Consider the following 12,842-nt stretch of genomic DNA (forward strand, 5'->3'; position numbering starts at 1 on the left):
CTCACTTTGCCTACCCGCTTGCCAGTTTCTGCCAGCGGATCTGCCACCACACCTTCCAGCGGTCGGTTAGGCTGATGGGGTACGACGAGGCCGATTGTTGCAGCAGCCGCTGATAGGTAGCCGCTGCGTTGTCGGGTTGATGATCGAGCAGGTAGGCGTTGAGCAGATGCCAGGCGACCGCGTCCCGGAAATAAGGCCGTACGCCCTCCACCGCAGCCAGTGCCTCTAGTTTCTCGATAGCCGGCCGGGGTTGCCCCGTAGCTAGATAGGCCTGCGCATCAAAAAACTGCCGGTAAAAAGCCCGCTGCGCCGCCGTCAACGCATCCTCTTCCGGTTGATTATCGGGAAGCTGGCGGTATCGCTCGGTGAGGGTCAGGTCGTTGCGATACGTACCCAGGTCGACCCGGCTAAATGTCAGGTAACTTATTCCCAGCACCAGCAGCAGGCTGGCCGCAGCCACCCAACGCCAGCCTTGCCAGCGATACCGGGGCCGTTGCTCACTGGCTAGCTCCTGCCGCACGGTTTGCCGTACCAGATCGGTAAGGGCCAGTTCCTGAAGCGCCGTTCGGGCAGCGCCCAGCGCGGTCGCTTCCCGCCGGAATGCCTCATCCGTTACCATTTTTTCTTCTAGTCGTTGTCGTTCGCGATCGGGAAGAGCGCCACTATGGTAGGCGTCGATCCATTCCCACTGTTCGAGTTGATTCATTGGTCATTCTTCGTTGTCATCTGCACGCCTGTCGGTACGGTACAGGTTTTCTGGACGATACATTCTGTCGATCATTCGCCCAGCAACGTACCCAGCGTGAGCATACACCGGTATTTACGCTGCTTGGTAGCGTCGATGGTCGTGCCGACCTGCTCGGCAATTTCTTCCATAGCGTAACCCTCCCAGTAAAAAAGCCGTAGCACACGTTGGCAGGCGGCACCCAGCCGCAGAAAAGCCCGCTCGAGCCGGTCGATACGTGGGTCATCCTGCGTTGTCGGCGCCAGTAGGTCGTTCAGTTTACCCTCGTCAATCTCGGCAGGAACATGCTGTCGGCGCTCCCGCAGCACCTTCAGCCAGTTGTTCCACACCACCGACCGCAGGTACGCCCCCAGCGGTACGCCTGCCTGCGGCTGAAAGCGCCCCGTTCGCATCTGCTGCCACACCGCCAATACCACATCCTGCACGAGATCATCCACGTCATGGATCGTGCCCGAATTGCCGGTTACGGTTCTGGTTGCCAGTGCTTTTACCTGCCTTGTCAGCAGGCGCGTGGCGCGTTCGATCCGGTGGCGATCATCTGAGCACAAATCATCATAAAGAGCTAATTCATCAGCAGACATGGGCGAGCGGCGGTGTTTTAGCAGGAATACCCTGGCCAGAAAAAAAGTAACATTTTTTTTAAAGCAACCTGTGATACCCGGCCAACAGGCGCAACACACTCTTGAAAACGGACTTCGAAAGCTTTTAGCGGACGTCCCCGAAGGCGGTTTTCATCAACCTCAAATCCTGTTGCGCCATGAATACGCACAAGTCGACCGGGGCTAAGGCCCTGCTGGCGACGGGGATAATCGCAGGGCTGATGATTGTCGCAACAGCCTGCGAAACGCCCCCCGTCGAACCCGTAAAACCGAAAGCCGCCCCAACCCTTCCGAAGGGAGCAGTTGCCGAAGATCCACCCACGACCCCTGTCCGCCCACCGGGTGGTAATGGCGGCTAACTCTCAAAGCTTGTTTCCAGTGGGTATGCGTTCATAAATAGCCAATTATACCAACGCCGCGCTATGTTTCTCGTAGCGCGGCGTTACTTTTCGTAGTCTTCATGAAATATATATCGGTACGCTTACTTCACATACCCTATGCAGGCAGACGACTATCCAACCGACGAGGCATTACTGCGGAAAATTGGCCCTGTACTGGCGCAGTTTCTGGCGGCCTACCAACCCCCGTTACCCGCCACAACACGCCCTTTTCTGTTGAAGCAAATTCTGCTGACGCTATTGGCAATCCGGCGGAAGGCCACCAAGCAACGGCTCAACTGGCTGGCGTTTGCCAAACGAGTAGCGGGCGAGCAGGTGCTGATCTGGCTGGCACAGCAGGGAACACCTTTGCAACAGGCTAATGCGCAAACACAGTTGATGGCGCAGCATCAGGACGCGGTTGGGCGCTACCTCCGTCGGCATTATCAGTTTCATACCACCGCCGTGGCCGACGAAGTGGTGAGCGACACATTCAGTGCCTTTTTCGACCGGCTCACCCGGCAGCTATCTATCGAATCGTTGGTGCTGACCTACCTCATCGGCATTGCGCGCCATAAAGCCCTGCACCAGCTTCGGCACGACCGATCGGGGGGGCGCAACGCCACCGCCTGGCTCGAAACCTCGTTCGTTACCATTGAAGATGTGGATACCGGTTCGTTTGAATGGCCACTCTATCCCGGCACCGAAGCCGACGACGATCAGCCCTACCCTCTGCCCGCTGCCACGCCCGACGCACTCCCCGACAGCGTGCCGATGGCCCAACTCCGAAAATGGCTGGCCGACTGCTTCGATAAACTACCCGACAAACGCCGGGAGCTGATTCGGCAGAAGCATCAGTACCTGACCAACAGCGATTTGCAAACCCTGTCGACGGAGGCAATCGAAGCCCTGTTTACGGATCAGGATATGCAGGACATTGCCGAGCGGGTCGGGTATTCGAGTGCTCACATCGCCAGTGTTCGGCTCAACGAAAGCCATGCTGCCCTTCGCGACTGTATCCAACGTAAACGCCAACTTGTTGCCCGATGATTACGCCCGATAACCAATGGCAGGTGATCGACGCCTACCTGCATGGTCTGCTCGATGAGGCCGGCCGGGCAGAGGTCGACGAAAAACTGGCTACCGACCCCGATTTTCGCGCTGAGATGGCGCTGCAACTGGCCCTTCACCAACACCTAAATCAGGAACAACGCCGTGCGGATGAAGCGCTTGTCGATAACCTGATGACCGAATGGGCCACGGAATCGGCTTCACCCGACGTACCCACCCAGCCGGAATCCCGAATCCGGCCCCTCCACCCGACTATGCCGTTCTGGCAACGTACCTGGGTGCGGGCCGCCGCCGCGTTGGTGCTACTTGTGGGCCTCGGCTGGCCCGCGTATATGATGCTCAGTGCGGATGCCTCACTAACAACAACTATTGTTTACGAACAGCGGAGTTTTGGCGCAGCCGGCACCCCCGACGACTACCGCACTACCACGTACCTGGTTACGTTTGTCGCCGACGGCAGCGACCCCATCGCCTACAGCACCGACGGCACCACGCTAACACTCTACGTACCTGACCTGCCAGCCGATGACACCCAATGGCGGCTACGCGATGACCCCGAAACAGGCGGATTCCAGCTCACCACCCCAACCGGGCAGCGGTTTGCACTTGAGCGCAACACCTACGGCAAGCGTCAACCCTTATAATCTTGATTCCGAACTAACATGCCCAGTCAGTGCTATGCTGTAATTCGTTCTTTTCACGTCCTGTGCATTTGGCTGTTTTACGCTATTAACGGTCATAGTCAAACACCGATGCGTTCGCTCAGTACAGGCAATTTGAATAAGGAGCTGTCGCGCATACGACTCGATAAACATTTAGCTACGAATCAGCTGTTTATCAAAAACTTGCAAAATACTCGAGGATTTCACTGGACAAATGCCCAATACTTGAATCAACAGATCCTTACGGCAGCGTTACGTGACTACGACCCCTCTGGCAAAACAGCGTTGTTATTTTATCATATCGAAGCCGATACGCTTTACAGCTATCTGCTCTCGGCAGAAAAATTATTGGCTCAGGCATCGGTACCAATTACGAACTTGTCTGGTGTAGCAATTCACCCAGCAGAAGAACCATCTTCTACGGCTAAGCGTGGCGGTAAAGTGAGTAATACCGGATCAGATAGGTTGCAGTTAACTCAGTGCTTGCTTCCCCCGGACATAGCCATTGCTCTGCAATCAAATTCTGGTATTGAGCGTCTGCTGATTGCCCCAGAAAGTAGTCTGAGTACACTGCCATTTGCCCAACTAACTCCGTTTGGTGATACTACGCTGCTTATTGAACGAATGTCCATTGCTATCGTCCCCTCTTTATCCGACTTATTAGCGAAGATTCATTACTACGACACCCATGTGCCTGGAAACGGTAACGCTGTCTTCGACCCTTTACAGCCATTGATTGTAGGTGATCCCGACTATACAGCCTTTTGTACAAGCCACCTCCAACCACTACCCTACACAAGCTACGAAGCTCAAACGATTGCAACCCTGTTGGGTACAAAACCGCTGCTTGGCCAATCAGCTACTCCTCAAGCAGTAGAACAAGCTATACTTCATGCCGATTTTATTCATATTGCCACGCACGGTTTTTCTAGCCCCAACCAGTCGCTCGATAGCAGCTATTTAGCTCTGACGTCTACATCAACGCATTGCGGACTTTGGACAGCCCGTTCCATTCAACGATTAAAGCTATCAGGTGAGGCTCTGGTGGTGTTGAGTGCCTGCGAAACAGGTCAAGGGCAGGTACATGAAGGGGGTATCATCGGCTTGGCTCGCGCGTTTCAGTTGGCAGGCGCAAGCAATATCCTGATGAGTTTGTGGCCCGTTCCCGATCGGACTACCGCTGATTTTATGATTCAGTTTGTACAGGAATTAAAAAAACCAGCTCCTTTCTTCCCGGCTAGTCACCTTCGTCAAATTATGTTATCGCAAAGGAAAGCAGGTGTATCCGTTGATACGTGGGGGGCTTTCGTCTGCTTCGGTGTACCCTACCCACCTCGTTTACAGATGAAGATCGAAAAGCCATAGACGAGGCCCAGGCCACACTTAACTTCCAGCCCATAGATTCGTATCACCACTAACCTGTGAGGTGGTCAGGGAAGGTGGGGGGCATCAGGTCATTGCCGTGGCCCAGAAGAAGATCAGTCACGGCGCTACTCGCTAAACCAACTCCATCCCACTAGCCGGTCATCGCGGTATTCGAGCCATAGTGTGCCGTCGGGAAGCGCATAGTCATACACAACCGTACCGCGCGATCCCGCCACGGATCCCGTGGGCGGTCGGTAGGCGTTCAGACGCGCACGGGCGCTTTGTAGCGGCAAGCCTGGCAACTCAATTCGATTGCTTTTCAGCACATTGGCCAGTCTACTTTTCCCATTGATCGTAATTGGAAGTTGGTACCTCGTTGCAGAATCGGTCTGTGCGAAACGGATACCCGCTGGTAAACGTACCTGGGTGCCCTGCTGCTGCCACAAGGTGGGCGAAGGCAACGGTGGCAGTGGACGGTGCTGATCGGGCTGGGTACGTTGCCGGGTTTGCAGCCAACGTACCCACAGCTTTTCTACCCCCGATTGCCGGGTGGACCGAAACAGTTGCTCATTGTCGGCAGCCCGAAAGGCACTCCGTCGGCGGGCTTCGTTGAACAATACCGGTGCCTGGGCCGGGTTGCTTTGGGCGGCAATAATAGCCTGCATCAATACACTGTTGGGTGTTTTTAATCGGCTCAATTGGAGGCTGGCGGCGGGTAATCGATTTAACAGATACAACGTAATGGCCGCGTTGAGCCGCGCCGATGCGTTCGATTCATCCATCGACAAGGCGGTCTGAAACAGCGTCAGGGCATCGTTGAGCAGCGGTACGTAAGGCTCATCAGCCCGGCGGCGGCTGGCCAGCAACCGATTATCGGCGTCGAATTCGAGCGGAAACGCGTAACGCAGATGGGCATTGCGCCGGGCCGGTTCCATCCGGAACAACGCCTGATTCACCTTCACCACACCCAGATTAGTGAGGGTACCTACCGACGGGTAACGAGCCACCAGCGTCATTAAGGTCTGGCTTGCCGCATCAAGGTCATGCATCAGATATTGCAGTTCGGCCGCTTCCCAGAGTTGCGCCAGCTCGCGCACCCGGGCGGTCGTATCGGCCACCATTCGCAGGCGCTCGGCCCGGCTTGGGTAGCCCGGAATCTGCTCCGGAAAGTGGTAGGCGTCGTAGAGTCGGGCATACACACGGGGGGCCACATTAAACGCATCGTAACCGGCGAGGTAAGCGGTGAACACCCCAGCCCGATCGGCAACCGCCTCCAGGTTGACCGAAGAAGCCGCCGATCGGGCCGACGCCCCGGCGGCCACAACTGGCGCAAAAAAGCCCTGTTTGCTGCCATGCTGGTACTGAAAATGCGCCAGTTCATGCCCAAGCAGGCAAGCCAGGGCATCGTCGGCTTGCGCGCCGAACTGCTGGCACAACGTCAATACGCCCGGGGCTATCTCAATCTGGGGTGGCTGGCCGGGTTTATCACTGGGCTGGTAGGTTAGTGTTTTCGTGGCTGACGGTGTTGCGGTCGGCAAAATCAACAACCGGGGTACCTTGGCGGGGCTCCCCATCGCCTTCAATAGCCGGTCATACACCTGTTGGACCCACGCAGCTCTGGCTGGCGCTTGCCCCAGCGCGGCACTCCCATTCAACCAATTGATTATCAACAGTAGGGCCAACGCAGCCGCTCGATTATGCATAGGATTCACAAAAAAGAGGTAACGGGTTGTTACATTTTCTATTCCGGGGGAATAACCGAATGTAACACACAACGAATCGGTTTTTATGAGACGCCTCCACACATTCACCTCTTCAGCGTTGCTGCTGGGACTGCTGGTCATTGGCCATAGCTCGCTGGCCCAGCAAGACACCAAACCCGCCCGGAAAGCAGAGCCGTCGCCGCAAATTCAGGCGGGGCTGCTGGCTGGCGAGCTGGCCACCTATGGCTATAACCATAAGGATGCCTTACCGCTGGCTACGGCCGCCCAGATTATGTTACAGCATCCGCCCCGCCCGCTTACGTCGCAAAAGCAGGAGGCCGGTGCCGCCAACACAACCAGCCCCGGTACCAAAACCGAGCGTACGGCGGCTACCCTCGACCCCACCAAGCTACTGGCCGATGCCCGCCAGATGGCTACCGCCGACGCAGCAACCCTGGCGCTGATTGACAAACTGGAGAAGACGCCCAAAAGCCGAGGGCGGGTATATGGCCCCGCCAATGTGACACGGCGTGTGGAGGCGGGTTCGGTTTATACCGATTTCATTCTGTTTGAAGGCAATGCACTGGCCGAGGTTGTCATTATCGGCGATGGTGACTGCGACCTCGACCTGTATGTCTACGACGAAAACGGCAACCTCATTGCCAAAGACGACGACAACACTGACCGTTGTTATGTATCGTTCGTTCCGAGCCGCCAAAGCAGCTTCCGCATCCGGGTCGTCAACCGGGGCAACGTTTACGCCAATTATGTGCTAATGAGCAACTAAGCTTTCCATTTCTATCCACAACCCAACCAGAGCCCAGCTTTAAATGGCGACATTGAGGCTGGGTTCGCTCTTTTTCGGTTCTGCTTACTATGCTACGCTACACGTTCATTGCAGGTTGTCTACTTGGCTGTCTTCTGACGACGGCAGCTACAGGGCAAGCCCGTAAGCCTCACTACTGGGAAACGTTGATGGATAATGTCGACACCGATTATGCTGCTGGGGCCTACACGGCTGCTCTATCGACGGCGCAGCAAATCAGCCATTACGAAAGTGTTGAGGCTCGCCACGATACCGCCATGCTGCACCGAATCGGGCGGCTTATGGTTGGCGCTATTCTCTGCCAGACTGGCCAGGGAAAGCAGGCAGATGTACAGTACCGATCTGTTCTGGATGAGTTCTGGCGCGATACCGCCCTCAATGAGCAGCGACAGCAGCGTGTGTACAGCCCCTTTGAAAACCCACCATCATTTTTCTGGGAGAATCAGCCTGTGCCCAACAAGCTTCGGTTGTTGACCTGGTACGACCGATGGGCGGAAGCGCTGATAAGTCATGACGAATTAGGTCGGGCCGAGAGTCTGCTGAATCAAAGTCAATTCTGGAATAATCTCTTCACAACCGATGCAATAGCCGACGGACAATGGTCTATACTTACCAGCCTGGCCACATTCTTCCGCACCACGCTTCAGGATGCCGCTCTTTATCGGGAGGTCCGTCAGGTACAGCAACAAAGTCAGCAGCCCGGTATGCCGACCAGCATCAAATCGCTTATTTACAAGCAGTACCTCGACCAGTTCGATCAGTTGGATACCAGCTCAGCCGAAGTCCGGCGTATTCTGACCGTCCTGCAAGAGTTCCGTCGGGAGGCTTTTGACCAATCGCCTCTTTTACAGATGATACGGCATGGGCTACGCCAGCAAGTTGAATTTCATGAGCATGTAGGCCAATGGGACCGGGCTGTACCCCCTGCCCGCGCCTATTATAACCTGTGGTATATTGGCTCGCGAACCAACCAGCATGAGGCCACCAACAAGGCCCTACATGGCTGGGTACGTTGCCTGGCCCAGCAGGGCAATTTTGCCACATCGGACAGCCTGCTGCGTGTCGCCCGGCAGGCCATTGCCCCAACCCATCCCGACCGGGCTGCCCAACTGGCCAGGTTAGCCAACAGCCGGGGGGTATGGTACTACGAGCAGGGAAAGACCAGCGCCGCCCTCGCTCAGTTCGATTCGGCGTTGACGTACCTACGCACCTACGCACAGCCAGACACAGCCGCCTCAACACATACGCTCAGTTCGCTGCTGAGCTTATCGACTGGCCAGCCAAGCCGCTTTGCTGCCGCCGAACAGTACCATACCGAACTACGCCGGTTCGGGGTCAATGCACGAGCCGATGGGTTGCTGGCCCGAGTCCGGCTGACTCAGAAACGTTATCCCGAAGCTATCAGGCTATTGCAGCCTCTGGTTGATCAGGTACGTACCCGGCCCGACGAAAACCGGGCGATGGCTGCTGGCTGGCTACGAACCTACGCACTGGCTCAATACGCCAGCCAGCCCAACAAAGGGCGTGAGGTCATACGGGAAGCGGGCCAGCGCCTGGCTGCTCACATTACCCAACTCACCAGCACCCTGCCTCAGGCCGTCAATGAGTCGCTGTTACAACTACTGACCCATGATATAGACGCCCTGCAAGCAGCCTGTATCGAGACCCAGGCCACCGATGCTCTTTTCGACTTGTTGCTGGCAATACGCAACCAACAGGTCGACCCATTGCGGGCCGTCAATCAGCGCATAAGCAAGACCGATTCGACCAGCCACCGGTACTATCTGGCCTACCGGCAATGGCAGAACCAGTTGGCTACTTACCAGCACATAACGGGCCGCAGCCCCCTGGGTACGTTGGTTCAGGCCCGTGCTGATCAGGCTGAGATCGAATTACGTCGGCAGGTATCCGGCACCACATCAGTTCTCCACTGGACAGATGTTCAGAAAGCGCTGAAAGCCCGCGATGCTGTGGTTGAGTTTGTCACCTACCGACCAAGTCGCTCCGATAGTGTGTGGTATTACGCACTGGTTCTTCGTCCGTCCGACAACCAGCCGCAACTGGTTCGCCTGTTTGAACAGGAACAACTCAAGCAGTGGCTCCCCCAGGGCGGAGCCCCTTCTGCCGATGTGCTGGAACGCCTTTACCGGGGCGGGGTTAGTGGGGGCAAAGTCGCTACACCGCCCGACTCGCTCCGGCTATATCGCCTACTCTGGCAACCAATCGATTCCTTACTGACGCACACACATACCGTTTATCTTGTTCCAACTGGGCTGCTTCATAATCTATCCTTTGCGGCCATACGTCGCCCAGACGGAACATTACTCATCGACGGTTTTACACTTCGCTACCGGCTTAGCAGTCGGCTCCTGGTTACGCCCGAGCCGTTTCGGCTCCCAAAGCGGAGCGCTATTCTGCTGGCAGGTGGTATCAACTATACCATCAACCAGAGCAGCTATAACGCCAATCAACAGCAGCAGGATTTTCTGAAAAGCCAATTCTTACGGGTGATCAGCGTTGGCAGCAACCTAAGTGGTGTTGATACGGTAGCTCTAAACGTATATGGCCATCAGCTCGATAGCCTCAGGCTGGTACGTGAAGCGTGGCAACGCAACGCGACCAGTCAGGATGGATTCTGGAAAAGTTTGCCCGGCACCCAGACCGAGGTAGATACGCTAACGTACCTGCTTGGTCGTCGAAACCACCGCTCGGTTCGTCTTACCGGCCCAGTTGCCGACGAATGGCGATTCCGACAGGTCGCCGATAGTTTACGACCACAGGTAATTCATCTGGCCACGCACGGCTATTTTACCCCGCCTCTGACCGTAACGACCGACTCGCTGGCTCAAGGGCAGTGGCATAACCCCCTCATGCGGGCGGGTCTGGCTATGGCTGGGGCCAATTTTGGCCGTCAGTACCCAAATGAAGCGGGGAACAACGACGGGGTGCTATCGGCTCTCGACGTGTCGACCCTAAACCTGACGAACACCCAATTGGCGGTATTGAGCGCCTGTGAAACAGGGCTGGGCGAAGAGCGGGGCAGCGAAGGTGTATTTGGGTTACAGCGCGCCCTCAAGCTAGCAGGAGTCAACTACATCGTACAGAGTCTGTGGCGCATTCCTGATGCAGAAACGGTGTCATTAATGACTGTTTTCTACGAAAGGCTACTGGCTGGCGATGAGATTGAAGACGCCTTTGCTACCGCTCAGAGCCAGTTGCGCAAACGCTATACACCCTACTACTGGGCCGCTTTTGTCTTAATCCGTTAACCTACTCTCATCATGTCAACTCGTTGTTTGCGCTGGTTTCTTGGCGCCATACTGCTCACAAATGTATGCCAGGGGCAAGCTAAACCTCCAGCGACGGGCGGCTGGAAACCTGCTCTGTTATTAACCGATAAGACTATTCATCCCAGCCAGTTAGCCCTGGCGGGCAACAAGGTCTTTTTTCTGGTCAACGAAGATCACTTCCACGAACGGGCAGGCCGTTATCAAACCACTCATCTATGCGTCTCGGATGGCACACCGGCCGGTACTCGTACGCTGAGGCGGGTATCGGATGGCAGCAATCCATATGAGAAAGCTATCACTGCATTTGGCAAACTAGTTCTGTTTTCGGTAGCAGGCCCAAACGGTGCCGATACGCTTTACCGCTCCGACGGCACGCCGGCGGGTACGTTTGCCCTAACCAGCGAGAGTGGCAAGGCGATCGGTTATCCGCGCCAGCTCCTTGTAGTCGGCAACAAAGCCTATCTGGCTCAGATGGCCGATCAATGGTGTCCCAGTCCCAATCTGTGGCGAGAGTTCAAAACGACTGTCTGGGAAACAGACGGACTGCCACGCCACACGAAAGAAGCCTCGTTTAAAGCCTGGTCGATTAGCCTCATGAACGGCAAAATTGTAACGCAGCCGCAGATGAATAGCCGTGAAGCGATGACTATCGACCAGGATGGCGTCGCCAGACCCATCGTAACACCGGGCTGGACGCAGTTCGTCCCATCTATTCAGGTAGGTAACCAGTGGTTTGGTTTCGGCTTACCCGAAAACTCGGATCAGCCAGAGACGGTTGTTCCCCAGGCTAGCGCGCTCTGGCAACAGGCTACCGACTTTTGGCGAACCCAGCAACGTACCCGGACCAACCACAATCCGCAGCAGGTTGATAATTATGACCCAACGACTCAGTTTGCCACCTACCTCGGCGTACAGAAGAACGCCACGACCACGCCCCCCCTACTGACCTGGCCTGTTATGGTGAACCCACCGCTTATCGTCACCAGCAGCCAACAACTGGCGGTTGTTTTTCCTAACGGCCTCGCTATCCAGACCGATGGCACAGTAGCCAACACACACCCCTGCCGGGGCCTTATGACGCTGGGTACGTCGGAACCCTGTGGCTTTAAAAACTCGATCTACTTCTTCCGGCTCAACGAAGCTCAGCAAACAGGTGGACTGGCTCGCTTCGGCAAAGGCACATCGAGGCAAGTCAAGGGGCTTTATCGGCTCACCGAAAGCGGCGATGCCCAGCTGGTTGATTCGACCCTACAGGCAACCCCTACAGTGCAACCAGCGAACAACTGGTTTTACTGGCAAAATCCGTCGCGCACAGTGCCCGTACTGACAGCTACTGCCAACGCGCTGTACTTCCAGCAGGGTAACTACCTGATCCGCTGGCAGGGACCAGGGCAACTGGAGAAGCTCCCGCTTCCATTTGAAACGCTACTTCCCTTTCGCCATGCAGATTACAGCCCTAACGAAACTACCGCTGTGCTGGAATGGGCACGGGGGTTGCTCATCATGGGTGAACAGAAAGAGACAGGAAGGCGTTTGCTTTATGCGATCAACCGGACGATTCCGTAATCAGGCTTTCTGTCGCTGGGGTAGCTGGTTTGCAGGTTGCCCTACTGCACCGTGCCTTCCACGTCGAACGCTTTCTTGTCGGCGATAACCAGGTGCTGAAAACCACTCAGCCGGTAATGCCGGATCCCCCACTGATCGGCTTGGTTCGGGCCACTTTCCAGCACGATACGCCGCTCTGAATTATAAAGCGGGTTTTCGGTGGCCAGCGTCGCTTCGATACGTCGGGGCTGACGCGTAGCCGAGTCGAGTTGCACCATCAACCGGCGGACGGTGAGATTTTTCTCCGTCGGTTTCAGCGTGTACAGGTACGTAAGCGAGTCGGGCCGGGCGATGGCGTAACTCTGGCGCAGGGCCGGTTTGTTGATATCGGCTTGTTTGAACAGTTCCAGTTCGCGGCTCCAGTTGAGGGTTGTGAGTTTCAGATGCTGGGTAGTGCCAGCCATCTGCGCCCGTTTGGTCACCGCCGGTTTTGCCTTTGCCAGGGTGGCAATCTGCGCATCGACGTACCCAGCGACATCATAATACACCGGGGCGGCTTTCTGCTGCGTCGATTTCTCACAGGCCGAAGCGCTTAGCAGCACGGCAAAGGCAGCCGCATATTTCACACAAACCATACTGATTTATAGCGTATTAAGCAA

Annotated in this window: 11 protein-coding genes; 7 read left to right on the forward strand and 4 right to left on the reverse strand. The window is 56.1% G+C overall.

Features of this window, described 5'->3' with window-relative positions; genetic code table 11:
- Nucleotides 1–10: 10 nt before the first annotated feature.
- Together ACAW74_RS12975 and ACAW74_RS12980 are read right to left on the reverse strand one after the other, a co-directional pair.
- A complete protein-coding gene (locus tag ACAW74_RS12975) occupies nucleotides 11–706 on the reverse strand; it encodes an anti-sigma factor (protein WP_370698624.1) in 696 nt (231 codons plus the stop codon).
- A gap of 71 nt (nucleotides 707–777) precedes the next feature.
- Nucleotides 778–1,326: an RNA polymerase sigma factor gene (locus ACAW74_RS12980; protein ID WP_370698625.1), complete on the reverse strand. Its 549-nt coding sequence runs from the start codon at nucleotides 1,324–1,326 to the stop codon at nucleotides 778–780.
- A 176-nt stretch (nucleotides 1,327–1,502) separates the two neighbouring features.
- Between ACAW74_RS12980 and ACAW74_RS12985 the strand changes: the two genes are divergently transcribed.
- The 4 genes from ACAW74_RS12985 (at nucleotide 1,503) to ACAW74_RS13000 (ending at nucleotide 4,819) form a co-directional block, all read left to right on the forward strand.
- Entirely contained in the window at nucleotides 1,503–1,703 is a 201-nt protein-coding gene (locus ACAW74_RS12985; RefSeq protein WP_370698626.1) for a hypothetical protein, read from the forward strand.
- A gap of 138 nt (nucleotides 1,704–1,841) precedes the next feature.
- Nucleotides 1,842–2,771 carry an RNA polymerase sigma factor gene (locus ACAW74_RS12990; protein WP_370698627.1) on the forward strand — a complete coding sequence of 310 codons (930 nt, stop codon included), beginning with the start codon at nucleotides 1,842–1,844 and terminating at the stop codon, nucleotides 2,769–2,771.
- Nucleotides 2,768–3,436 carry a hypothetical protein gene (locus ACAW74_RS12995; protein ID WP_370698628.1) on the forward strand — a complete coding sequence of 223 codons (669 nt, stop codon included), beginning with the start codon at nucleotides 2,768–2,770 and terminating at the stop codon, nucleotides 3,434–3,436. Before ACAW74_RS12990 ends, ACAW74_RS12995 begins: the two co-directional genes overlap by 4 nt.
- Before the next feature lie 108 nt (nucleotides 3,437–3,544).
- Nucleotides 3,545–4,819, forward strand: a complete 1,275-nt coding sequence (locus tag ACAW74_RS13000; RefSeq protein WP_370698629.1) for a CHAT domain-containing protein — start codon at nucleotides 3,545–3,547, stop codon at nucleotides 4,817–4,819.
- A 125-nt stretch (nucleotides 4,820–4,944) separates the two neighbouring features.
- Here ACAW74_RS13000 and ACAW74_RS13005 read toward each other — a convergent pair whose 3' ends face one another.
- Nucleotides 4,945–6,522, reverse strand: a complete 1,578-nt coding sequence (locus tag ACAW74_RS13005; protein WP_370698630.1) for a M48 family metalloprotease — start codon at nucleotides 6,520–6,522, stop codon at nucleotides 4,945–4,947.
- Nucleotides 6,523–6,607: 85 nt separating this feature from the next.
- Between ACAW74_RS13005 and ACAW74_RS13010 the strand changes: the two genes are divergently transcribed.
- The 3 genes from ACAW74_RS13010 to ACAW74_RS13020 all read left to right on the forward strand — a co-directional run bounded on the left by ACAW74_RS13010 (nucleotide 6,608) and on the right by ACAW74_RS13020 (nucleotide 12,204).
- Nucleotides 6,608–7,309 (forward strand): hypothetical protein, encoded by a 702-nt coding sequence (locus ACAW74_RS13010; RefSeq protein WP_370698631.1) that lies wholly within the window; start codon nucleotides 6,608–6,610, stop codon nucleotides 7,307–7,309.
- 89 nt (nucleotides 7,310–7,398) lie between these two features.
- Complete coding sequence (locus tag ACAW74_RS13015) at nucleotides 7,399–10,617, forward strand: CHAT domain-containing protein (protein ID WP_370698632.1); 3,219 nt, start codon at nucleotides 7,399–7,401, stop codon at nucleotides 10,615–10,617.
- A 12-nt stretch (nucleotides 10,618–10,629) separates the two neighbouring features.
- Complete coding sequence (locus ACAW74_RS13020) at nucleotides 10,630–12,204, forward strand: hypothetical protein (RefSeq protein WP_370698633.1); 1,575 nt, start codon at nucleotides 10,630–10,632, stop codon at nucleotides 12,202–12,204.
- 41 nt (nucleotides 12,205–12,245) lie between these two features.
- Here the strand turns inward: ACAW74_RS13020 and ACAW74_RS13025 are convergent, their stop codons facing one another.
- The gene (locus tag ACAW74_RS13025) at nucleotides 12,246–12,818 is read right to left on the reverse strand and encodes a hypothetical protein (protein ID WP_370698634.1); all 573 of its coding nucleotides are present in this window, start codon (nucleotides 12,816–12,818) and stop codon (nucleotides 12,246–12,248) included.
- Between the last annotated feature and the right edge of the window lie 24 nt (nucleotides 12,819–12,842).

Origin of the sequence: Fibrella musci (assembly GCF_041321105.1) — a bacterium.
Classification (GTDB): Bacteria; Bacteroidota; Bacteroidia; order Cytophagales; family Spirosomataceae; genus Fibrella; species Fibrella musci.